24 protein-coding genes and 1 other annotated feature are annotated in these 24579 nt (G+C 38.0%); of the genes, 5 read left to right on the forward strand and 19 right to left on the reverse strand.

Annotation, left to right across the window (positions count from 1 at the left end; translation table 11 throughout):
• Positions 1-33 precede the first annotated feature (33 nt).
• Together K0R93_RS13740 and K0R93_RS13745 are read right to left on the reverse strand one after the other, a co-directional pair.
• The gene (locus K0R93_RS13740) at positions 34-1194 is read right to left on the reverse strand and encodes a polysaccharide deacetylase family protein (RefSeq protein WP_300302368.1); all 1161 of its coding nucleotides are present in this window, start codon (positions 1192-1194) and stop codon (positions 34-36) included.
• A gap of 225 nt (positions 1195-1419) precedes the next feature.
• Positions 1420-2439 (reverse strand): alpha-hydroxy-acid oxidizing protein, encoded by a 1020-nt coding sequence (locus K0R93_RS13745; protein ID WP_300302370.1) that lies wholly within the window; start codon positions 2437-2439, stop codon positions 1420-1422.
• 273 nt (positions 2440-2712) lie between these two features.
• On the opposite strand from K0R93_RS13745, the gene K0R93_RS13750 reads away from it, so the two are divergent.
• Positions 2713-3354 (forward strand): lactate utilization protein, encoded by a 642-nt coding sequence (locus K0R93_RS13750; RefSeq protein ID WP_300302372.1) that lies wholly within the window; start codon positions 2713-2715, stop codon positions 3352-3354.
• An 86-nt stretch (positions 3355-3440) separates the two neighbouring features.
• Here the strand turns inward: K0R93_RS13750 and K0R93_RS13755 are convergent, their stop codons facing one another.
• The 5 genes from K0R93_RS13755 to K0R93_RS13775 all read right to left on the reverse strand — a co-directional run bounded on the left by K0R93_RS13755 (position 3441) and on the right by K0R93_RS13775 (position 9090).
• Complete coding sequence (locus tag K0R93_RS13755) at positions 3441-5279, reverse strand: HD domain-containing phosphohydrolase (protein WP_300302374.1); 1839 nt, start codon at positions 5277-5279, stop codon at positions 3441-3443.
• 129 nt (positions 5280-5408) lie between these two features.
• Positions 5409-6551, reverse strand: coding sequence for a glycerate kinase (locus K0R93_RS13760; RefSeq protein WP_300302376.1), 1143 nt, complete (start codon positions 6549-6551; stop codon positions 5409-5411).
• A gap of 225 nt (positions 6552-6776) precedes the next feature.
• A complete protein-coding gene (locus K0R93_RS13765) occupies positions 6777-7715 on the reverse strand; it encodes a hypothetical protein (RefSeq protein ID WP_300302378.1) in 939 nt (312 codons plus the stop codon).
• 77 nt (positions 7716-7792) lie between these two features.
• The gene (locus K0R93_RS13770) at positions 7793-8620 is read right to left on the reverse strand and encodes an FUSC family protein (protein WP_300302380.1); all 828 of its coding nucleotides are present in this window, start codon (positions 8618-8620) and stop codon (positions 7793-7795) included.
• A 269-nt stretch (positions 8621-8889) separates the two neighbouring features.
• Complete coding sequence (locus tag K0R93_RS13775; protein ID WP_300302382.1) at positions 8890-9090, reverse strand: helix-turn-helix domain-containing protein; 201 nt, start codon at positions 9088-9090, stop codon at positions 8890-8892.
• A 285-nt stretch (positions 9091-9375) separates the two neighbouring features.
• Between K0R93_RS13775 and K0R93_RS13780 the strand changes: the two genes are divergently transcribed.
• Both K0R93_RS13780 and K0R93_RS13785 read left to right on the forward strand, forming a co-directional pair.
• Positions 9376-9981 carry a class I SAM-dependent methyltransferase gene (locus K0R93_RS13780; RefSeq protein WP_300302384.1) on the forward strand — a complete coding sequence of 202 codons (606 nt, stop codon included), beginning with the start codon at positions 9376-9378 and terminating at the stop codon, positions 9979-9981.
• Positions 9982-10086: 105 nt separating this feature from the next.
• The gene (locus K0R93_RS13785; protein WP_300302386.1) at positions 10087-11745 is read left to right on the forward strand and encodes a ribonuclease J; all 1659 of its coding nucleotides are present in this window, start codon (positions 10087-10089) and stop codon (positions 11743-11745) included.
• 51 nt (positions 11746-11796) lie between these two features.
• Here the strand turns inward: K0R93_RS13785 and K0R93_RS13790 are convergent, their stop codons facing one another.
• From K0R93_RS13790 to K0R93_RS13800, 3 genes are all read right to left on the reverse strand, one after another.
• Positions 11797-12855: a GGDEF domain-containing protein gene (locus K0R93_RS13790; protein WP_300302388.1), complete on the reverse strand. Its 1059-nt coding sequence runs from the start codon at positions 12853-12855 to the stop codon at positions 11797-11799.
• Between the two features lie 137 nt (positions 12856-12992).
• The gene (hcp, locus tag K0R93_RS13795) at positions 12993-14654 is read right to left on the reverse strand and encodes a hydroxylamine reductase (protein ID WP_300302390.1); all 1662 of its coding nucleotides are present in this window, start codon (positions 14652-14654) and stop codon (positions 12993-12995) included.
• Between the two features lie 175 nt (positions 14655-14829).
• Positions 14830-15138, reverse strand: coding sequence for a hypothetical protein (locus tag K0R93_RS13800; RefSeq protein ID WP_300302392.1), 309 nt, complete (start codon positions 15136-15138; stop codon positions 14830-14832).
• Between the two features lie 298 nt (positions 15139-15436).
• Here K0R93_RS13800 and K0R93_RS13805 point away from each other — a divergent pair, with 298 nt between their 5' ends.
• Together K0R93_RS13805 and fbaA are read left to right on the forward strand one after the other, a co-directional pair.
• Positions 15437-15631 (forward strand): thioredoxin family protein, encoded by a 195-nt coding sequence (locus tag K0R93_RS13805; RefSeq protein ID WP_300302394.1) that lies wholly within the window; start codon positions 15437-15439, stop codon positions 15629-15631.
• A gap of 348 nt (positions 15632-15979) precedes the next feature.
• Complete coding sequence (gene fbaA, locus K0R93_RS13810) at positions 15980-17014, forward strand: class II fructose-bisphosphate aldolase (protein ID WP_300302396.1); 1035 nt, start codon at positions 15980-15982, stop codon at positions 17012-17014.
• A 56-nt stretch (positions 17015-17070) separates the two neighbouring features.
• Here the strand turns inward: fbaA and K0R93_RS13815 are convergent, their stop codons facing one another.
• The 9 genes from K0R93_RS13815 to K0R93_RS13855 all read right to left on the reverse strand — a co-directional run bounded on the left by K0R93_RS13815 (position 17071) and on the right by K0R93_RS13855 (position 24574).
• Positions 17071-17850, reverse strand: coding sequence for an ABC transporter permease (locus K0R93_RS13815; RefSeq protein WP_300302398.1), 780 nt, complete (start codon positions 17848-17850; stop codon positions 17071-17073).
• On the reverse strand, positions 17851-18636 hold the full coding sequence (locus K0R93_RS13820) for an ABC transporter permease (protein WP_300302400.1): 786 nt from the start codon (positions 18634-18636) through the stop codon (positions 17851-17853).
• A complete protein-coding gene (locus K0R93_RS13825; RefSeq protein WP_300302402.1) occupies positions 18629-19603 on the reverse strand; it encodes an ABC transporter ATP-binding protein in 975 nt (324 codons plus the stop codon). The genes K0R93_RS13820 and K0R93_RS13825 overlap by 8 nt, the downstream gene beginning before the upstream one ends.
• A 149-nt stretch (positions 19604-19752) precedes the next feature.
• A complete protein-coding gene (locus K0R93_RS13830; RefSeq protein WP_300302404.1) occupies positions 19753-20715 on the reverse strand; it encodes an ArsR/SmtB family transcription factor in 963 nt (320 codons plus the stop codon).
• Positions 20716-20889: 174 nt separating this feature from the next.
• Entirely contained in the window at positions 20890-21108 is a 219-nt protein-coding gene (locus K0R93_RS19210; RefSeq protein WP_300302406.1) for a DALR anticodon-binding domain-containing protein, read from the reverse strand.
• Between the two features lie 20 nt (positions 21109-21128).
• On the reverse strand, positions 21129-21755 hold the full coding sequence (argS, locus tag K0R93_RS13840; protein ID WP_330685166.1) for an arginine--tRNA ligase domain-containing protein: 627 nt from the start codon (positions 21753-21755) through the stop codon (positions 21129-21131).
• Positions 21756-21819: 64 nt separating this feature from the next.
• Positions 21820-22028, reverse strand: a binding site (T-box leader).
• 239 nt (positions 22029-22267) lie between these two features.
• A complete protein-coding gene (gene hypE / locus K0R93_RS13845) occupies positions 22268-23269 on the reverse strand; it encodes a hydrogenase expression/formation protein HypE (protein WP_300302408.1) in 1002 nt (333 codons plus the stop codon).
• Positions 23270-23289: 20 nt separating this feature from the next.
• Positions 23290-24348 carry a hydrogenase formation protein HypD gene (hypD, locus tag K0R93_RS13850; protein WP_300302410.1) on the reverse strand — a complete coding sequence of 353 codons (1059 nt, stop codon included), beginning with the start codon at positions 24346-24348 and terminating at the stop codon, positions 23290-23292.
• On the reverse strand, positions 24341-24574 hold the full coding sequence (locus K0R93_RS13855; RefSeq protein WP_300302412.1) for a HypC/HybG/HupF family hydrogenase formation chaperone: 234 nt from the start codon (positions 24572-24574) through the stop codon (positions 24341-24343). Before K0R93_RS13855 ends, hypD begins: the two co-directional genes overlap by 8 nt.
• Positions 24575-24579: the final 5 nt, after the last annotated feature.

Here is a 24579-nt window from a genome sequence, read left to right on the forward strand (position 1 = left end):
GATATCAGACCCTCTGATTTTACATTATTGTGATCATCTTTCGTACATGTCTTTCCAAAAACTATAGGGTTTTTGTTCTCCATCAATGGGAATCAAGATGTATCCCTCTTGGTTTAAATGCTCTAGAATCTTTGGAAGTGCCTCTACCGTGGATTGTCTTTCATGAAGCAATATAATAGGAACATTACGCCGTGCAACTTGTTCCTTGACATTTTCAAGAATCACTGCAGGGGAAACATAATCTGCTTCACTGTCTTTGCTATCTACATTCCAATCCCACATTTTATATCCTTCACGAAGAACTGCCTCCCTAAATTTCTCTGTCATATGGGGTTTGCTGCCATAAGGTACTCGAATCAGCGTGGTCTTCATCCCTGTTACCATTTGCAGCGCATCGTTGCACGCATTCATTTCCGATACCAAAATTGACGGAGATCTATAAATCTTTTTGACATCATGGGTTACACCATGGAGTCCGATGGCATTCCCTTCTTCCGCCACCTTTTTTACAATTTCTGAGTAGTTCGTAATCCGATCTGCCAGCATAAAAAAGGTAGCTTTGGCATGATATTGTTCCAAAATTTTAAGCAATCTTTCCGTATAGATAGAAGGACCATCGTCAAAAGTAATATAGGCAATCTTATACCTTAATCTGAATTCTTCTTTTTCTCGATTCCGTATGGTCAAGATCATTTTTTCCTTTTCTTTGGTCATCGTGTCTTGAAAATGAAAATATACTTCCTCATCAACCATTCGTGCATTATTATTTTTTGCCCTAGCAATGGGACCTGCTGGGATATATGACACATCATAACCAAAACATTTTGCTATAACCTTGAAGGGAGCCATGATACGATTATGTTTTACATAAACACAATCTGTCATGATAATTCCTCCATCAGTAATTAAGGTCTTTAAAGGGATATCCAATATAATCTCCCCTTCATCCTTTGTAATATAAACACTATTGGATTCATTGTCCCACTTTACGTCTGCTCCCATTGCTTCAGCAAAAAATCTTATAGGAATATAGGTTGTACCATCCTTTACTTCTGGATATGCATCTTCAAAGGCAATCAGCTGCTCATTGACCACAATAAAGATTAATTTATTAAGATCTTCTTGATGTCCATAGCTCTCATTAGGAAAGAAAACAATGATGGAGATCATCAAAAACAAAGCTATTTTTTTCATATGGATTTTCCTTTCCCAGCAAAAGATTAACTTTCAGCTTATATCTTTATTATTTCACTCAATCTGGGAAATAGAAATTGAAATAAATAACAGCAAGCAATTCTTTCTTAAAAGTGTTCATTTACAAAGGAATGCTGATTTTTTTAAAAAAATTTACTTATTTTGTCAAACAAAAAAAGAGAATCTATCAAAAAGATTCCCTCTTGCTTCCACATCATTTCTTATTTAACCTTTGAAAATAATCTCTTCATTGATATCCTTTAGAGAATTGCAGCCTGTCATGACCATACCCTCTACCAGCTCTGCGCCAAGCTTTTTAGTATACGCCGCTACCCCTTCAGCACCGCCGCCATAGGCAGCCACAGCGTATGGCCGTCCAACCAACACAGCATCTGCACCGAGGGCTAAAACTTTTAGTACATCCAATCCTGTGCGAATACCACCATCGATAAATATTTTCATTTTTCCTTTTACAGCCTTTACGATCTCAGGAAGAACTTCCACAGTACCTGGTGTATGATCCAATACCCTGCCTCCATGGTTTGAGATTACGATGCCGTATGCACCTGCCTCTAAAGCTTTTAATGCGCCTCTTGCAGTCATAACCCCTTTGATAATAAAAGGTAACTCCGTAGCGTCAATGATCTCTTTTAATTCTTCTACAGACTTGGGACTGACTGGTTTTCCAGCCATGGCCAAGATTGCCAGCCCAGCTGCATCAATATCCATAGCTACTGCTGCTACACCAGCCTTTTCTGCGGCACGGAGCCGTTCAACCACCTCATCCTTTCTCCATGGTTTGATGGTTGGTATACCCCACCCACCATTTTCTTCAATGGCTTTTACTGGATTTAGGAAAAATTCGTCCTTGACACCATCCCCTGTAAACCCAATGGTTCCAGCTTCCTTACATCCATCAACAATAGCCTTAGAATACTCATAATCGGTAAGTTTTTCACCATAGCAAGCTACAAGACCACCAATGGGTGCTGCGAAAATAGGATATTGAAACTTCTTTCCAAACAACTCAATAGAAGTATCCACCATCTCAGCCGCATAAATTGTGTCCATATTTAATTTGATATCGTTTAGTTTGTCAAAGCTTCTCATAAAACCTGCTCCAGAGCCCTTGCCTCCCACACCGGGAATCTCTCCTTTGCAAACCTTACCGTTACATTGCCCACAGACCCTGCATTTAAAACCTTCAATTTTCTTGGCACTTTCCATTGCCTCTTTAAAATCCATCCCAGTCCCTCCTAATATATGTATTTGGAAGATTATATTTAGACTTCCTAAATGATTTTTATTCATTTTATTCTTTATGCTTTTCCCTGTCAAGCATTTCTTTGTTATTGGTAGAATTCCAGACATGGACTGTAACAAATCGATGGTTTGATGTAAAAACCTTCCTTCTGCAGATTTAGCAAAGATAGAGAATATCTTATATTTTACAAATGCTTTTTGTCATGATACATTTTATATATGCAAATAAAATCGATATACATAGGAGGAATATTAATGAGTGAACAAATAAGTGCAAACAACAAGGAACTAGGGCAAAAAGCGGTTGCAGCATTAGAGAAGAATCGTTTCCATGCTGCCTTTTACGATACAGCCCAGGAGGCAGTTGAGCAGATTATTTCCATGATTCCCTCCGATGCCACAGTTGGGATCGCAGGTTCTTGGACTGTACAGCAACTCAAGCTGGTTGAATTGTTGGAGGAGAGAGGTAATACCATCTTCTGCCACCATAAACCTGGTCTAACCCCTGAAGAAGTTTTGGAAACCCGTCGCAAACAACTAACCTGTGATGTATTCCTAACAAGCACCAATGCAATTATAGCCGATGGTCGACTTGTAAATACAGATGGAACAGGAAACAGGGTAGCTGCCATGATCTTTGGCCCTAAAAAAGTTATTGTCATCGCTGGTACCAATAAGATTGTAGAAAGTATCGAGGAAGCAGAGGAGCGTATTCGAATAACTGCTGCCCCCCTCAACAATAAGAGATTAAATCGACCCAATCCCTGTGTAAATACAGGTCACTGTATGGACTGTCAAGGACCTACTCGTCTTTGCAATGTTACTACAGTTTTGCACAAACGCCCGCCAGTCTCAGATATTCACGTACTGGTTGTTGGAGAAGAATTAGGCTATTAGTCTCTCCAGTTTTTTGTTTTCAAAAAAGGTAAGGAGTACTCCTTACCTTTTTTTGATAATATGCACACATTCTCCTAACTGCAATATCATGCAGTATTTTCTACATTGACGAAATCAATAACAACACTTTCTTGATCCAAAATTTCTACGAGTACATCTACCACTTGGTTGTCAAACTGAACGCCCTTTGCCTCTTGCAGTTGAATCACTGCCTCACCAATGGTTAGGGGCACTTTTCGATAGGGCCTTGCACTGGTCATCGCATCATAGGCATCAGCCACAGCTAGAATTTTCGCAGATAGATTGATTTCCGCTCCCTTTAACCCTCTGGGATATCCTCTACCATCTACTCTTTCATGATGTTGATAAATGATTTCCCTGCTGGCATTTAGAAAATCTACGCCAGCCAAAATATCGAATCCAATTCTAGGATGACTCTTTACATTCTCATATTCTTCAAAAGTCAATCCACTTTCCTTATTGAGAATCTCTGTGGGTATTCCAATCTTTCCTATATCATGGAGCACGCTGGCAAACTCAAGATTGTTTGTTTCATTGGGATCGAGCCCCATAGCCTTTGCAATTTCCATTGAAATATTTCTCACGCGCTCACAATGACCACGGGTATATTCATCGTTGGCCTCTATAGAATTAGCCAATGCCTTTACAGTCGATAAATAATTCTTTCGAATCTCGTGGAGAAGCTCTGCTAATTCTTGATTCATTGCCTCTGATTTTTCAGAATAAGTTCGTATTTCCTCATTCTGTAATTTGATCTCTTGATTCTTCTTGACCAACTCTTGTACATGAATATTTCTTTCATCTAATAAGTCTTCTATTTGGCCCAGCATTTCATTAAATTTATCCCCTAGTATTTTAAACTCATCTTTGGAATCAATTTCCACTCGGACACCCATATTTCCCTTGGATATTGTGTGGATAACACCCATAATTTTTTCTACTGGTCTTGTTACAATTAAAGATAATGCATATCCTAAAACAAGTGTAATAATAGCGCTTACAAGTCCTATAACAAGAACTTTATTCTTAATGGATATAATCATTTCACCAATATCAACTTCCATGATCCCCACTAGCTTCCAACCTGTCTTAGGCACAGTGAGATAGGAAACAACATATTGTTTTCCATCATTCACATTGTATAGATCGGTCCCATTGCTATTTAAAAGTGGTTTTCCAAACCATGGATCCTCCCCTATATTACGCATTAACATGCTTTTATCCGGATGGGCGTAAATATCTCCTTTATCGCCTATTAGCATCAAGTATCCTTTTTCTCCGAATACTAAACTTTTAATAATTTGGGAGAACTTGCTAAGCTTGATATCCATTCCGATAACACCTACAAGTTTTTCCCCTTTTTTAACCGCCTTCGCTACCGTAACAATCACTTCACCAGAATCTCCGGCATCTAGATAGGGCTCCGTCCAGATAACTCTGCCGTTGTTTTCAACCGTACGTTGATACCAATCCCTTTCTCTACAGTCATATTCCGCCGGCATGGTAGGGTCCAGTGGCGTAATGAAAATCGAACCATCTTCCTCTGAACCAAAATATATCCATGCTGTATCAGGATTGGCAGATATAAACCCTTGCCATTGCTTGTCTATAGCCTCAAAAGATTGTGGTATAGAAGTAACCATTTTCGGCTGATTGTATCCTTTTTCATAGTTAACGATATCCTCATTTTCAGCCCAATAGTTTACTACATACTCCATGCTGTCCATGAAATTTTTTAAAAAATAGTCATTAATGTTGGTTAACGTATTAAAGCTTTTTGATTTTATGTCACTGATAAGAATCTCTTTTGCATTCTTATATACAATAGCTCCTAGGGTGGACACGGAAGCCAAAGTTAGAATAAGTACCATAATAGTTATTTTTTTTCTTATGCTAATTTTCATCCGTATCCCTCTTTTGCTAATGATTATAGTGTCAGAGATTTGATTTTATTAAATTCAATTAATTTATTTTAATTCTAATTTTATTCGACTTATCTCGTGTTTTTCCTGCCGAACATATACAGAAATAGACTAAAAACTATTGCTAGATTTTACATATAACCGCAAAATATTCTCTGATGCACTTTTAACAAGCTCATATGTATTATTCATGGCCTCTGCAAGACTCATATCTCTATTCACCACGCTGAATAGAGCAGTTACACCATGATCATAGAGTTTTTCCGAGCCATCACTCAATGCCCCAGAAAGACATATAACAGGTACATCGTACTTTTTAGCTATCTGAGCCACACCAAAGGGCACCTTCCCAAATAGTGTTTGTTCATCTGTTTTGCCCTCACCAGTAATCACAAGGTCAGCTTCTTTTATTTTCTCTTCTAGCCTACTAGCTCTTATCATGATTTGGATGCCGCTCTCTAAAGCTGCTCCAAGGAAAGCTACTAAACCTCCGCCTAGTCCTCCTGCAGCGCCTGCACCCGGCAGGTCCTTTATTGCTACATTCAGCTGTTCAAAGATTACAGATGAAAAGTTTTCGAGCCCCTTGTCAAGCTGCTCAACGATCTGGGGTGTTGCTCCTTTCTGTGGACCAAAAACATAAGAAGCCCCCCTTGGACCGCATAAAGGGTTTGTTACATCACAAGCAACAAGTATTTCTGTATTTTTTATAAAAGGAATACGATTTGACATATCTATTTCCTGTATCTCCTCGAGGACTTTTCCACCAAAGCCTAATACATTTCCATATTTGTCTAAAAATCTTATGCCTAAGGCTTGGGCCATTCCCATGCCCCCATCATTGGTGGCACTTCCTCCGATGCCTATGATCAATTTTTTACACCCATTTTCAATGGCGTGCCTTATTAATTCTCCAGTACCATAGGTAGTTGTGTAAAGAGGATTCCTTTTCTCCATCGGCACTAGGGGAAGGCCAGAAGCTGCAGCCATTTCTATAACCGCTGTTTCTCCATCACCAAGGATGCCATAATAGGAATGTATCTTATCACCTAATGGCCCTGTGACATCAACATATACCAGACTGCCTCCAGTCGCCTCTACCATAGCCTCTACCGTACCTTCTCCACCATCAGCCATGGGCACCTTTATTATATCGATGCAGCCTGATGCTTTTTTTCCACCTGCCTCTATAGCATTGGCAATCTCCCTAGAAGATAAAGCCCCCTTATAGGAGTCTGGTGCAATAACAATTTTCATACCTGATACCTCCCCCTCAATTAAATTTCTCGATACCGATTCCAGATTGAATATGCCTAAAACCGACTAGTCATTAGGATAATGTTATAATTGCTGTCATGCAGAGCGTAGCGAAGCATCTTAAAGATCCACTTTCAGATTCTTCACGATATTCAGGATGACAGGCGGGTTGGTATCAAGGATCTACGGGCGATTCGTGAATCGCCCCTACAACATCGCATTGCCCTACGCCATGCCTTCGATAAACTTCTTCATTTCTTCATCGATACCTTCTATTTTCTTCTGCATATCCTCTATTCCCCGGGAAATTTTCGACAGCAAAAGCGTTACCTTGCTAGCCAGTTGTTCTACACGGCTTCGGGATTCATGGATACGATCCTGTACAATCCAATCAGCAATCAATCCATCAAAAAAATAGTCTGCAAAGGTAGCAAAAGCACCAATTTCAATGTCAAAAGCCATATTCTCGCCAACATCAGAAAGTTCCCTTTCAAAACGTTTTGCTAAAATCTGAGCATTCCCCATAGTGGCCTTTGCCTCATCAATCTTTGAATGTTTTGCCATGGTTGCAATCAATCCGCCCCCAAGCATATCCCAAGTTCCCCACCCACTGGCTGACTCAAGCTCATTCTTTGCTTTTTGCAGGCTGTCTAGTAATTCTGTTCCTGCTAGCCCTGCCTCTTGCAATTCCTTTATGGTATGTTCTGCTTGGGATTTTTCCGCTTCCCACATAAAAGTACGCATATCATAGTCTTTGTTCCCTTTTAAATAATCCGTTTTGTGCTCAATTAATCTTTCATATTCTAGCTCAGGATTTCTGAACGCTTCCACCTGTTGTTCCAACGCATATATCTCTTTCTCTAATTGGGTCACCCCTTTGGTTGCTTCATCATATTTGAGTTTTGCACTTAATAATTCCTGCCGTTCTTTGTCTAGTTTTTCTTCCTTTGTGCCAAGAATCGTCGCAAACAGACTCGCTAATGTGATTCCCTCAAGGACTTCTACATCTTTTCTTTCTCTCATAAACTTTTCATATAGTTCTTCTTTTTTCACATGTTCATTCTTCAGCTGTTGTTTTGCCTTAACCAGCAGCCGCTGCGTTCTTTCCTTTTCTAACATCTTTTTCTTTGCTTCCAAAATCTCTCTATTTAGATTTTCTATCATCCTGATCCCTCCCTTGTATCCTATTCTTTTTTTCAAAACAAATTCCTTCCATTTTCTCTAGCGCAGCTCTTGCTCTTTCAATCTACCATGCTCTCTTTGATTAATTCTTCTTTGATAGCGCTTAAGTTCTCCATGTGATATTTCTGTATATCCAGACCCATATCTTCTTTCTTGGAGTTTAGAATAAAAATGTGACTGTATGCTGTTCTGAACAAGGTCAAATGTCTCATATAGTACTTAATATCCACAGCATGACGCTTGCTGTTGATTTCTTTATGATAGAACTCAATAATATCCCTGAACTCGTGATTCTTTAATCGATATTCCTCCAAACCTTTTATCTTTTCAAACTGCTCTGCTTCACCAATATTTTTATCTATAAACACGATCAGCCAACGATCTAATTCTTTTAGCTTCTCAAATGGATTTGGCGGCTTTATATAGTAGTTTACAAAGATCGCTATAACAATGCCTACAAACGTTGCTAACACCCTATCAATAACATAAGCAATCGTATCGAAACTTTTTCCCTCACTTACCCCAAAACTAATAATCAAAAACACTGCACCTGCCATGGGAATATTATCTCTCTTGTCTATTAAAATACATAAATAAATGATTCCCAATATCCCAAAAGGAATTATATATACATTCTCAGGCACTAGCAGCAAATAGATTAATGAAAACACTCCCCCGATGATGGTGCCTATACCCCTTTTGGACGCCATTTCAGATGATTCAATGATGGAGCTCTGCATACAAAAAAACGCCGTTAACGTGGTATACACAGGAGAAGTAAACCCTAGCAAACTACTTATAACCATAGATAAGAACACGGCAATAAAGGTCTTTATACTCCTCATTCCGATTTTAGGGAATTTCATTGGCATTCTCTTCTTCAACATTTTTATACCTCATTATATTTTAGGATTTTTCTTTCATTATACCCTAATCTAAAGTTCTTTAACTTATTCTATACCTCTTCAGTATTACTATTTGAATTATCTTAAACCCAATACCCATATAAAAAATCCCCCAGCGCGCTGGAGGACTTTTTATATGGGTATTTTTCTTCTTTATAATTCTTGATTCTATGAAAATCCTATCCACAGCACTTTTTAACTTCCATATACTTTTTTCAAGTATAATCTTTTCTTCGTAGGAATCTATATATTTACAAACGGTCCCCTCGCTTTTGCCTCTCAATAAACTCTTTCAGATCACTTCTCTTTACTCGCCAATGACGACCGATTTTAAATCCTGGTATTTTCCCCTCTTGAACGAACTTATAAGTTGTTACCTCGCTGATTTTAAGATACTCAGCAACTTCACTTACCGTCATAATCTCATCTTCTTGGTGATGATCATGTTTCAATTTTCATCTTCCTCTCTCCCATTTAGATTATGCATAAATAATTATTATAAGTTCAAAAATAGTTATATCATATATAATATTTCTTTCTAACATAGCTAAACATATTTATTCATTAATCTGCAGCTATCCTATTTATATTATACTCTATAGCTATTATATATAAATTATTATAGTGAAACAAGGTCATTTATATGTTACATTGTATCATTTATATTTATTTGTTATAATCATATTATAATATATTTAATTATAAATGGTTATAGGACAAATAGAAAGGATTGAAAGATGCAATATACTGGAGAAAGAATCATTCCCAAGGTTATGAATCCTAAAAGCGGTCTGCTTCTTGAGCATTTATTCCGTTATAGATTTGCACGTAAATTCTGCAGAGGCAGAGTTCTAGATATAGCTTGTGGCGTGGGTTATGGCAGTGAAATACTGTTTAAGAAGAATCCTGCTATCACCGAATATGTAGGTATTGATCATTGCCAAGAAAGTATAGATTATGCGAATAAGCACTATAAAACTTATAAAACATCCTATTTCGCAGATGATGCTTTGAATAAAAACCTTCTAACGCTTTATGGAAAGTTTGATACGATCATCAGCTTTGAAACCATAGAGCACTTTGATGGTGATGCAAAATTTATACAAAACCTATATAATCTTCTCAAGTCAGATGGTACCCTCATTATTTCCACCCCGTTTGGGAAGGGTAAGGATCAACCTTGTTCCAATCCATATCACGTTTTCCAGTATACCGAAGATGAATTTATGGATATACTGAATCCTTTTAACAGCATTACCATGTATCATCAATTAGACAACACCATAGAATTTCCTAAACCAAATAAAAAATATTATTTAATGGTTGCTGTTTGCAAAAAATAAAATGGGCCAAACTAAAGCTATAGAGCTAATAACTCAACTTATGTTTATTTAATCTACGAGAAGGTATATACTGAATATAGTTAAAAATGAATACGGAGGTTTTTTATGTCTAAAAGTAAGAAGAAACTAAGAATTATTCCCTTAGGAGGACTAGGGGAAATAGGGAAAAACATTACAGTCTTTGAGTACGGAGAAGATATCATCATTGTAGATTGCGGTATTGCCTTTCCCGAAGATGAAATGATGGGTATCGATTTGGTACTCCCTGACATCACCTATTTACGAAATAAAAAGGATAAGGTTAAAGGTATTGTCTTGACCCACGGTCATGAAGACCATATCGGAGCATTGCCTTATGTATTAAGAGAGATCAATGTACCTGTTTTTGGGACAAAGCTCACCCTTGGCTTGTTAAAAAACAAGCTGGAAGAACATCGCATGCTCGGAGATACAAACCTACAAACTGTTCAATTAGGCCAAACCATTGAGTTGGGCATATTCAAAGTGGAGTTCATTCACTCTAACCACAGTATTGCCGATGCAGCAGCCTTGGCAATACATACACCAGTTGGGGTGGTCGTGCATACGGGGGATTTCAAGATAGATTATACACCGATTGAAGGTGCTGCGATTAATCTAGCCCGTTTTGCAGAGTTAGGCAAAAAGGGTGTCCTGCTGCTCATGGCCGACAGTACCAATGCTGAGCGTGAGGGCTATACAATGTCTGAGAGACGAGTAGGCGAAAGCTTTAAGCGAATATTTGCCAATGTTCCAGGAAGAGCTATCGTTGCCACCTTTGCATCCAATATCCACCGGGTTCAACAAATACTGGATGTAGCTATTAACACGAACCGTAAAGTAGCCCTTTCTGGAAGGAGTATGATTAATGTAGTCAATGTAGCCCTGGAATTAGGCTATCTTAACGCTCCTGAAGGTACCTTTATTGATATTAAAGATATCAATAAATACCCGGCAAACCGATTGATGATTATTACCACTGGAAGTCAAGGGGAACCCATGGCTGCCCTATCTAGAATGGCATCATCCACCCATAGGCAGGTAGAAATTGTACCTGGTGATTTGGTTGTCATTTCCGCGACTCCGATCCCTGGTAATGAAAAAATGGTATCTAACAACGTAAACATGTTGTTCCAAAAAGGTGCAAATGTAATTTACGAATCCCTTGAGGATGTCCATGTTTCAGGCCATGCCTGCCAGGAAGAGTTAAAATTGATCCATCGTCTCGTTCAGCCAAAGTTCTTTATGCCGGTTCATGGAGAATATAAGCACCTTAGACACCACGCCCTTATTGCAGAGGAGTTAGGTCTATCTATGGAAAATATTTTTATCATGGATACAGGCAATGTTCTAGAATTAGATGCTTCAAATGCTAAAATTGCTGGCAAGGTACCTTCTGGTAAAGTTTTTGTAGATGGTCTTGGTGTAGGAGATGTGGGTAATATCGTTTTAAGGGATCGGAAGCTCTTATCTCAAGAGGGAATGGTCATTCTCATGATTACCATCGATAAGGAAACCGGCATGGTTACCAACAGTCCTGATATCATATCCAGAGGTTTTATCTATGTAAGAGAATCTGAAGAACTGATGTCAGAAATGAAAAGTATCGCCATGAATGCCCTTTCAGAATCACAAGGCAAAGATTGGAGTGCAATCAAGGATAGTGTAAAAAAATCATTAGGTGAGCATCTTTATATGAAAACAAAGAGAAAACCAATGATCTTACCAATTATTATTGAAATATAAAAATTATATAAGGCCTATAGGGATGTCTACATCCCTATAGGCCTTATTTTTCTAGTTCAACACCTGACTCATTTCCATTTCGCTTCGGTTACGTCCATTATTTTTCGCTTTATATAGAGCAATATCAGCCCTCTTGTAAATAGAATCACTACTATCTCCTTGGGTAAACTGAGTTACCCCTAAGCTGATTGTGATTTTCCCTACATGCATAAAATCGTGTTCTTCCACAATCTTTCTAATTTTTTCTGATAATAACACGGCACTTTCTCCATCTGTTTCTGGTGCTACAACAGCAAATTCCTCGCCACCTATTCTAGCCAACATATCGCTTTGCCTTATATGGTTTTGTACTAAGTTAGATAATTCTTTAAGCACACTATCACCAATGTCATGACCATATGTGTCATTTACCTTTTTAAAATGGTCTATATCAAACATAACCAGTGACAGATCCTTGGCATATCTTTCTACTATGGAAATCTCTTTGCCCAGATATTCATTGAAATATCTTCTATTGTATAATTTTGTTAATCCATCATAATTGACGAGATACTCTAATGTATCTTTTACATATCTCTTTATAAGAAAAATAATTAAAATTCCTAAACCTAGATTTATTCCAAAAAAAATAAAACTGGTCTGGAATCTATCCACTTTTCTTTCTGTAACACCCTGGGATGTCAATACCATCGTATTTGATTTCGTCCAGACTTCCTCACTTCTTTCAAGTAACACCTGTTTGTTTTGACTAGAGGGACTCCTTCTAAAATCATCTATTGACTCCTTTAGCGGCGTCCATGTCTGGCATAGATCACCTAAAGCATACTGGATTTCTCCCTTTTTATCATATACCCTTATCTTGTTACCGTTAAATTCGTTGATTTTTGAATCTATCTCCTCGATTAATTCATTGCTTTCAATCCCTGCTAATTCATATTTTACAAGACGTTGAATAGAACCTCTTATAATACCCAATTTATTGATGACCTCTGCATCAGTCTTAATGGTATGGGTTAAATACATAGTAAAAAACCCACCACTGCTTAATAGAATGAGAAGACAAATGGTAATCAGTGTCAATATCGATGATCTTTTCCTTATGGCCGCCAAAAGAATGCACATCCTTCACAATAAATATTAATCACATCTGTATCCATTATATTGAAAATTCTGTCGAAATTCAAACAATTTGTATGGCTAGAATAAAATAGAAAAGACTACCCATAAGCGGATAGTCTTTCAATTTATTATGCTAAAGCTTCTTCTCCAAGGATTGCAGCCATGTCTGCTTCAACATTTGAAATCGGCGTGATATTGAAATTATCCACCAACACTTGTAAAACGTTTGGTGAAATAAATGCTGGCAATGACGGGCCTATGTGAATGTTTTTGATGCCCAATGAAAGCAGGGTAAGCAAAATACACACGGCTTTTTGCTCATACCAAGATAAAATCAAGGATAAGGGAAGTTCATTCACACTGCATCCAAAGGCATCCGCCAATGCTGCTGCCACTTTGACCGCTGAATAGGCATCATTACATTGTCCCATATCCATTAATCTTGGCAGTTCACCGATTGATCCGAATTCTTTTTTGTTAAATCTAAATTTACCGCATGCAAGTGTTAAGATCACAGTATCTTCTGGTGCTTTTTCTGCGAACTCTGTGTAATAATTTCTTCCTGGCTTGGCGCCATCACATCCTCCAATAAGGAAGAAATGTTTAATGGCTCCACTCTTTACAGCATCAATAACTTTATCTGCAACACTTAACACTGTATTGTGACCAAACCCAACAAGAATTTTCTTTTCTGGCTCATCCTCTAGCCATCCTCCCAGCTCTAAGGCTTTCTCAATCACCGGTGTAAAGTCCTTTACACCTTCAGAACCTTTTATATACCCAACCTCTGGGAATCCAACGATTCCTGTGTTAAAGATTCTATCCTTATAGCTGTCCCTAGGCTTCTGGAGGCAGTTCGTTGTCATCAAAATGGCACCAGGTAGTCCGTCAAATTCCTTTTGCTGGTCTTGCCATGCGCCCCCGTAGTTACCCACCAAATGAGGATATTTCTTAAGTTCTGGATAGCCATGGGTTGGTATCATCTCTCCATGGGTATAGATATTGATACCCTTTCCTTCCGTCTGTTCCAGCAATTGTTTTAAATCCTTTAAATCATGACCAGAAACTACGATGAACGGACCTTTCTTTTTTGTAATAAGTACTTCTGTAGGAACTGGATGTCCATAGGTTCCTGTATTGGCACCATCCAGTAACTCCATGCATTTATAGTTTACTTGCCCTAACTCCATGTTTAATCCTATTAAATCTCCTACTTCTAAGCTATTATCTAATGTTGCCGCTAGCCCTTTGTAGAAAAAGCTGCTAACCGTCTCATCCATCTTACCAAGAACATGGGCATGATGGGCATAGGCTCCCATTCCCTTCATTCCATAGATCATTAATTCTCTAAGAGATCGAATGTCTTCATTAAGACTTGTATCTGCCATAACACCAAATCCCTTAGAGGCTTCAAGCATTTCAGCTTCCGTAGCAGGTGGAACGTATAGCGCAGTACTTGGAATCGCACCTTCAATTTCACTAGCTAAGTCCCTGAGCCCATCCTTTATCACAGAAGCTTTTCTTATGTAGTCTACAAATCTTTCTGGATCAAAGTTTACATTGGTCAAAGTTGAAAAGATTGCATCGATGACAAACTTATTGGTCTCATCATCAATCTTTAGACCTTTTTCAATGGCCTTCTGTCCATAAAATCCTATTCCTTTTAGCATATGTATTAACAAATCTTGTAGTCCTGCTACTTCTGGACTCTTTCCGCATATGCCATGCTTCACACATCCCTTGCCCCCTAAGGTTTGCTCACATTGAAAACAGAACATTTGATTTTCCATCAACATATCCTCCTTAGTTTTATGATTTGCCATTTCGGATGGCCCCGTTGGCATATATACCCAAAATTTTTCCATGATCATCATAAAAATAACAGTAGATAAAAATTTTTATCTACTGTTATGAAATACTACCCTATATCAATCAAGATACTTCCATAGTACATCTTTATCCTTCTCAGCTTCTCGCCCTTACATACTCCTTAAAACATATATACCTTTCGTCGATAACCTTTAACTTGATCAAAAGGTTTCTTAGGAGATCTTCTTGATCCTGAACGTCATATTCCATATGTGTTCTTTCATCACTATTGGTTGTCTTGGACAAGTTATCTTTCAGTTTGTCCACCTTTTCTCTCAAAGCAGATATATTTTTAATCATAATTTTCAATTCATCCTGCAGGTATTCATCGGCTGCTTCAATGCCTAAGTCTCTTACCATATTCCTTATCGTCTCATAATGCTTTTTATATATCTTCATATCCATTTACCTAGGCCTCCGTCCTCAATATGACTAAAATCTATTCGCCTTCTAAAACCACTTCCTATGACTAAGAATATCATAAACCGCTTTTCCGACCTGTGACTTACATCACATACATGAATATGTATTTATTTATAAAATGAATTTGCTAAAAAATCTACATGAAGGATATAAAAATGAAATAAGGTACTTAAAATATACAGGTAGATATTTTTAGCACATTACCTATCATCAGATCAATCAAGGAGGTTTAGTCATGGAAATAAAGATTCTAGAACACGTATGTTGAAGCGGCAGTGAAATGGAGCCCATCGTTGATGCGGCACTTACCCAGCTAGGTATGGATATTGAGTTTGAAACCATAAGTGATGCCAGGGATATTGTTAAACACGGCGTGATGAATGCCCCAGCCCTGCTAGTAAATGGTGAAGTGAAAATTTCAGGTAGAATTCCTACTGTTGATGAAGTAGTAGAAGTCATTCAAGCTTCCAAATAATTATTAAGGGACAGGGACAAGGTGATAGAATCTTTGTCCCTGGCAAATTTTATAGACTATATTTTTGCTATCCTGTCTAATTGCAAGTCAGTAGTACCCTCCAATTTTAAATATTTCCCTGGATTCTGTCTCGTTACTCTTTTTTTAGTCCATACAGCTCACCGATACTAGCACCTCTCAATTGTTCAACCTATATCTCCTCAAAGTAAACGATTCTAAATATTTGCATTTAAATATTCATCAATTTATGGTAAAATAGTTTAGGGGTATTTTTGTCCCACAGGGTCATTTTAAGTCCCTTTCGTGTTTTCGTAAATTCAACTTCAAAATATAAAGGGAGGTCATGCTATGCCAATTGTAAATTATCAACAGTACTGCAGCATGCTAGATCATGCAAAGAAAAACAAATTTGCTTATGTAGCTGTAAATGTTACTTCTATGACTACTGCAAATGCAGCTATGAAAGCTTTTGCGGAAATGAAAACAGATGGAATCATCCAGGTTTCTACTGGTGGTGCAGAATTTGCATCCGGTCTAGGTAAGGAAGGAATGGCCCTTGGTGCCATCAGCTTAGCAAATCATATTCATTTGCTTGCAGAAAAATATAATGTTTATATTGCGCTACATACCGATCATTGTCAGGAAAGCAAGTTAGATAGTTTTCTTCTTCCTTTGATTGAAGAAACAGAAAAAAGAAGAGCCCAAGGTCTTCCAAACCTATTTAATTCTCATATGTTTGATGGTGGAGAACTGCCGCTACAGGAAAATCTCCGAATTTCTAAAAGTCTATTGGAAAGATGTGCAAAGAGCGAATTGATCCTTGAAATCGAAGCGGGTGTTGTTGGCGGAGAAGAAGATGGTGTCAGCCATGAAGATGCCCCTGCTGAGAAGCTATACACAACACCGGAGGATATGCTGGCAGTAGCAAGGGAGCTAGGGAAAGTACCGAACAGTAGATTTTTACTGGCTGCAACCTTTGGAAATGTCCATGGCGTATACAAACCCGGCAACGTCAAACTAAGACCAGAAATCCTAAAACATGGCCAAGATGCAATTGTCAAGGAATTTGGCGAAGAAAATACCCTCGACTTGGTATTCCACGGAGGGTCCGGTTCTAGTCTTGAAGAGATTCATGAGACATTAGAATATGGTGTTGTTAAAATGAACGTAGATACCGATATGCAGTATGCCTTCACAAGAGGTATTGCTGATCATTTCTATAAAAATTATGACGGCATTCTAAAAATTGATGGCGAAGTGGGCAATAAAAAGGTTTATGACCCTAGGGGTTATCTCAAAAAAGGTGAAGCTGGCATGATCGAACAGATGAAAAAAGCTATTGTTAGTCTACGTTCCCAGAACACCACATTATTCCCAAGATAGCAAAGATAAGGAAGGCAAACAAACGCCTTCCTTGTCTTTTTTTATGAAATGGCACATCAATAGGCTTCTAGTGTGGCCAAAACCCTGGCCTTGTACTCGAAATATTGATATAGGGCAAAACCAATCAAGGCATAGACTATTCCGATAAGCAAGTCCATCCCTAGGAGGCCCATAGCACTTGCTAAATCCCCGTGGGCAACGATAATTCTTGAAGCATCAATACTGCGAGTAATGGGAATGAGGCTCGTTACAGGATAAACTAGGCTTGGAAGCTTTTCACGGCTAAAGCTCGCACCAGTAAGGATATAAAGGACCATATTCGCTACATTAAGGAAAAAGTGAATTTCCTTCACTACTAGGGCTATACTTCCAAGTACGAGGCCGATACCCGTACCGCCGATCATCGCCACAGCTATAGCCAGTGCAAAAGCCAGCATATTGGTCCCTGTGAAATCCAATCCAAAGAATAGAACCCCAACAACTAGACCAATGACTACAGTAAAGGCTGAATCGATTACGTTGAAGAAAACCCTAGAGAGAAACACGAGGAGTTTATTTACAGGAGAAGCTACGATCATCTGCAGGGTTCCCTGATCTCTGTCACTCCTAAGCATCACTCCTACAGCAAATACTGCATTCTTTGTACATAACAGGATGGCATTACCTAGAATCCATGGGGTGATATCCTGGGCTTTATAAACGAATTGTACCATCAGGGTATAAAAAATCATTTGCAAAGCTGGGTCAACAATCTTGTAAATCACGTACAGTTTTGGATCCAACCAACCCAATAGAGCCTTAAAGGAAAAGGAAGACATTCTAAAAAATCTTTTCATTTAAATCACCTCCAAAGTTGCTTCTTTCCTAGCCTTCACATCAATGATTTCATAAAATTTCAGATATGCAAGTAAGTAAAGTATCGTAACAATCCCTAAGCCTAGCATGTGATAGTAAAATAGTCGGATATCTGTGATCCCGTTGATACTCATCCTCGCCAGTTCTAAAACATAAGTCGGGCTTAAAAGATAGGACAAAGGTCTTACCCATTCAGGCAATACTTCAATAGGAAATACCGTACCGCATAAAATGAACACGGGATAATCGATGCAGTTCATTAGTACCCTTGTGTTTCTAGATATGGCCAACAATCCCGACAGAAGCATTGCAATGAATATAAAGGAAATAATTCCTACAAACATGCTGACAATAAATAACAAGGGATGAGTCAAAGTGAATGGGACTTGAAATAGGAGGGTCACCATCAGAAAGCTGATGAACATGGATGCAATCCCTAGGAGAGTATTGCCGATAACCTTTCCAAACATAATCATCCGAAACCTTGTAGGTGAACAGAAGATCACTTCCAAAGCACCCATAAAACGCTCTCTGTCTATATCCCCTGCTGAAGAGAAACTGATGGAGGACCACATGCTAGTGATTGCCGTGCCTAGGAAAACATAAGATATTAGGGTTTGATCGTTTTGACCTGCGTAGATCAAATAAAAGGTAATAGCTGCAAGTATTGGATAGGCAAGGATACAAAACTTAAACATAGACCTAGAGAATGATTGTTTCATTTGCAGCCTACAGCTTGCGAGAACAACCTTTACATCACTAAGCACTTTGCTCACCTCCGATGATTTTAAGATATACATCTTCCAGAGTGGCCTCTCGCATATTGATGGATTTTACTTTATTGTCATATAGCTGTTCATTCACCAGGGACATGATCTGTCTAGGATTTCTGCATTCTATTTTTAATCTGTGTCCTAGATCATCAGTGACAACTTTTACATCAGTAATATTTTCAATTCCTTTTAGTCTAGATACTGTATCTTCTCGTAATGTATGTAAATCTACTTCGATCATAGACGAATCCATATTGTCTTTTAACTTTTCACTGGTGTTCAAGGCAAAAAGTTTTCCCTTATTGATGATCGCAATCCGATCACAAAGTTCATCTGCCTCCAGCATATAGTGGGTTGTAAGGAGAATGGTTCTCCCCTGTTCTGCTAACTGCTTTATGATTTTTCTCAGAGTTTTAGCCCCCATGGGATCTAACCCAATCGTTGGTTCGTCAAGGAACAATACCTCAGGATCATTCACCAAGCCCCGTGCAATTTGAAGCCGCTGTTTCATTCCCTTTGAAAAAGTCTCCACTCTATAATGGGCTCTATCTTCTAATCCAACCATCTCTAGCAATTTTTCAATCCGATCCTTCTTCATCTTTTCAGGTACATGGTACAAATCGCAGAAATAAGAAAGGTTGTCATAGGCAGAAAGTCTCCAATAAAGACTTCTTTCACTGCCAAAGATAAAGTTGATCTTCTTTCGCAGTTCTTTCTCTTCACCAAAGCACTTATGACCTAAAACCGTAGCTTCTCCAGAGGTAGGTGCCAACAAAGTAGTCAAAATCTTGATGGTACTGGTTTTTCCTGCTCCATTTGGACCAAGCAACCCAAATATCTCCCCTTTTTCCACTTCGAAGCTGATGTCATTGACTGCATGAACGATTTTTTTGTCTCTCTTCACAACCCCTAGAGAAGTTTCATATTCTCTTCTTAAATTTTTAACGACAATTACTCCCATATAAATCCCCTTTCAATCTAATTCTATATATATCGAATTTTATATTCATCATATCACCTCTCTTTTTAGAAATCAATACCGAAATGTTTGATTCATAAAAAAATAACTAGGATGTTCTCCTAGCTATCTCTTCATAGTTTATAATTGTTTTAACTGATAAAACCCTTCATGGCATCACAGAGTTGATGATATTCCTTTCGATTGATACTAAAATATTTGGTATTTTTATCCCGTTCCTCATGAATTAGTCCAATGGAACGCAGCTGATCCAGATGATGGGACACGGTAGAGGTTACGATCCCCAGCTCTTTTGCTAGTTCTTTCCCAAACATGGGCCTTTGTGAGAGCTTTTGTATAATCTCTAGTCGCGTATTGTCACCAATGATTCTCAAAGCAGTGGCGATCCTATTCTTGTCATAAATATTCACTTGCTGAACAGGGTAAATTAAGATTTGTGCTTGATGATGAAAGGTCCGCATGGGCCGTGCATTATAAAAATAAGCGGGAACAAAATAATAGGTACGAAAGTCATACACTCTCTTAAATTTCTTACCCATCATCTCCTGCGCCACATCCAATGGCACCTTTGATTTCAGTTCCATACTTACATTCGCAATACTTTCGCTGTAGATGTTTTGATCTGCTAAGCATTTTTCAACTTCCTTATTGAGAAATTTCAATAGATCAATGAGTTTGCAGGTAAATTCTTTGGTCTTTTCAAAAGCATATCTCACATTTTCCCAGTTGTAGGCCGATAGATATTTATCTTTTTCAATCAATCCATGTATTGCATCAAAGTTTTCAATTAGAATATCTATCTTTTCTTTTTCAAGTTCTTCTCCACATAGCAAATACAAAAAGTCTCTCTTTGGATAGTCCTTTAATAGCCTTTCAAGACTACCCATATCCTCAATAGGATCATAGAGTAGTAGTTCAAACAGTTCAAATCCCTGCAGCCTAAAACCTTGTAGAATATCTAAAAATTCATTTTGCTCATGATTTAAAGAAATCCCTAAGAGTTCTCTATCCTTTACAATCCTATTAAGCAAAGCTATGATCTCAATGTAAAACAAAGGTTTATTGATAACCCTTAGTTCAAACTCCTTCTCCATTCGATCACCCAATTTCCTCATGATATTAAAATTATATCACCAAATTCGATACTTGTCTAATTTGCTGTTTAACATACTTTACTATTGTTATCTTTCATTCAACACTTTATCATAAACACCTTATACTTCTTTCTTTTTAGGACATTTCCTGTTTCCTTCTAAGTCTAGACATTATTACATTCTTTCAGGGGTTTCAATGCCAAGTAGCTCTAGACCGGTCTCAAGCACTTTCATAGTAAGAGATATGAGATTAACCCACGATGCCTTTTTATCGTTGTTTTCTTCTGATATTATTTTGTTATCATGGTAGAATCTATTAAAAGTACTCGCTAGATCATAAATATAGTCACATATTTTATTTGGTGCCTTGTCTGTAAAACTCAACTCCACCATTTCATTGAATTTGGATAGCTTTAGAAATAGATTTCTTCAAGCTCATCGATTGTAAAAGGGGCTTCCTTTGGATAATCTCCTTGAAAGTTTTCATCAAAATATGGTAGATCTGTATTTCGTCTTCTTAGTTCAGATATTACCATACCTATTTGCAGACCCCAATCACCTAAGTGAACATCACCGATTACTTTATGACCTATAAACTTAAAAATTCTCTTGAGACTCTCACCAATTATGGCTGAACGAAGATGGCCAACGTGAAGGGGTTTCGCAACATTGGCACCTCCATAATCAATAATAATGGTTTTTGGGTCAGGAACTTCATCACATCCAAGTTTCTTACTATTATACATTTCATTTATGTATTCAGCGAGGAAACCATCCTTAATATTCATATTAATAAACCCAGGTCCAGCTACTGAAACATCATGAAATACTTCTACTTTTTTCAGTTCCTCTAATATCTCGTTGGCTATTTGAATAGGTGCCTTTTTATATTGCTTAGCAGCAGGAAGAGCGCCATTACATTGAAATTGGCACAAATCTGGCCTGTTTGATATTGTGACTGTGCCGTACTTTCTATCATAACCACTCTGTTCGAATTGATCTTCAACGATACTACTTATTTTCTTAATGAGCATTTTCATATATACCTCCCATTGGATTATATTGATTCATTTAAAAGAGCACATAAAAAATACCCGTCCCAGTAAATGAGACGGATATGCATCCGCGGTACCACTCAAATTGGCTATATAGCCCACTCAATACTTTAACGCAGTTAACGGCTAACCCTTACATACTGTTCAGGCAGCTTCTCTGAGGCCCTCTTCTCCATTTGCTTTCTTGCAGAACTTCCACCATACTCCTGCTCGCTATTAGAAAATATATATGGATACTCTTCTCATCACAGAATTTTTAAAAGTATTTTTTGTAAGTCATAGTATATTATTTCATATCTACTGTCAATATATTCCTCCTCATTATCTTCTGTTCTTCAGGATTGTTATGAGATCTTTTATGAATTCTCTCCAATAAAAATAAAAAAATACCTACAGAAATTCAAAATACAGATATCCCCATAGGTCTTTGTATTAAATAAGTACATTTTCATCCATCATAATTTTATAGAAATTGCGATGTCTATCTATTTAGCCCCTTAACATATCCTTGGAATCATTTCTCCCTCCAAAGATTTTATTATCTTTCTGCCTCCAAAGCTGTTTTCAATATATACATATGGATCTCTATCGGTTAAAAATCCCCCTATGATTTGAGCATCTCTACAGTTACTAACCTGTTGAATGCAGTGCAGTATCTCTCTTGATTTATCCTTGTCTACAACAAGAAGCATTCTTCCTTCACAAGCAATATATAAAGGGTCTAAGCCCAGCAGCTCGTTTATCGCTGCCACTTCCTTTCGAATCGGAATGTTTTTTTCTAAAAGACGTATTCCATATCCTGAATGCACCGCTAATTCATTTAGGGTAGTAGCAATACCACCTCTCGTAGGATCTCTCATAAGTTTGATATGGTCCATATAGTCTTCTAGGTGCTTTAATATTTCATAAAGAGGTGTGCAGTCACTTCGAAAATTACCTTTTACTTTTAGTTTATATTGTTCAATCGCTATGGTGGTTCCATGTTCAGCAATGGTACCCGTAACAATAATCTGATCCCCTGGATGGATTTTTTTGACTTGATAATTGTCTTGTATCTGCCCTATTCCACTGGTATTGATGAAAATTTGATCCACTGCACCTTTCTCTACTACCTTTGTATCACCTGTTACAATTTTTACCCCTGCAAGACTGGCAGTTTCCGCCATGGATGCTGTGATTTTTTTAAGGAGTTCTAAGTCAAAGCCTTCTTCAATAATTATTCCACAACTCATATAAAGTGGTTTTGCTCCAACCGTTACTAAGTCATTTATGGTGCCACATACGGATAGTTTTCCGATATCACCACCCGGGAAAAATATTGGTTTTACCACGAATGTATCTGTTGTAAAAGCAATTCTCTCTTTCCCAATTTCTAAAACTGCAGCATCTAATCCCTGTGAAAGTATGGGATTAAGAAAGTGCTTATAAAAGACGTCTGTGATTAACTGCATTGTGTCCTTGCCACCATTTCCATGGCATAATTTGATCGCATTATCCATAATAGGTTCTCCCTCTATAGCTAATATCGGTAATAGGAAGCGCATGCACCCTCACTGGAAATCATACATGGTCCCAAAGGATGTTCAGGGATGCATCCTGTTCCAAACATATTGCACGCTGTTGGCTTTTTAATCCCCAATAATATTTCTTTACACATGCATTGCGAGCGGTTTGGTTGTGGCAGCAGTTGTATATTAAATCTCTTTAGGGCATCAAATTGAGCATAACTTGCTTTCATTGTTAATGCAGAATCTTGTATATATCCTATACCACGCCATTCTGCGCTAGATACCTCAAACACTTCATTCATCGTTTCCTTAGCGATTCGATTTCCATGGATTCGAACAGATCGCCTATATAGGTTTTCAAATTTCTTCGTTCCTGGATTATTCCTAGATTGAACAACTGTATATATGGCACCAATAATGTCCATTGCTTCAAATCCAGCAATTACAGCAGGAATATCATATTCCTGTTCAATAAACTGGAAGTATTCTTCTCCCATCACTGCGGCCACATGGCCTGGGCAAATCATTCCATGTATATGTTGACGGTTTTGATCTAAGATAAACTTTAATACAGGAGGCATAAGCTTTAAGGAGCAAAGGAAATAAATGTTTAGTATATTCTTTTTCTGGGCTAATTGAATCGCAGAAGCAATCACCGGAGCGGTGGTTTCGAATCCAACAGCAAGGAATACAACCAACTTATCCTTGTTATTCTGTGCAATCTCTAACGCCTCGAATGGTGTATATAAAATCTTAACGGTTTTGCTCTTTATCCGCTGATCTAATATACTTTCATAGGCCCCTCTTACCCTCACAAGATCACCAAAAGTAGTCAATATGACGTTATCATTCTCCAGTATCTTTATAGCAGCATCTATCGTACTCTCGGAGGTTACACAAACGGGGCATCCTGGACCAGATAACAGCTGAGTTTCAGGGTTTAACAATGATCTTATTCCATATTTACCTATGGCATAGGTGTGGGTTCCACAGACCTCCATTATTTTTGTTTCCTGTTTATTCAATCCATTTATTTCTTCTATCATCCTACTTATCAGATTTTCATCCATCTACTTGTCCGTCCCTGTCTAATATACTTTTATACTGTTCTTCCAAAAATGAATAGTATTCTTTATGAATTCTCTCTATGGCACACCCCGCATGGACTAGCACATGATCACCTATCCTTGGCTCTTCGATAAGTAGAATATATACCTTCGTTTCTACGCCCATAATATCTACTAGGGCATACGCACCCTCAATGCTCATCACTTCAGCAGGTATAGCTAAACACATCCCAT

Source organism: Anaerosolibacter sp., assembly GCF_029240175.1.
Taxonomy (GTDB): Bacteria; Bacillota; Clostridia; order Peptostreptococcales; family Thermotaleaceae; genus Anaerosolibacter.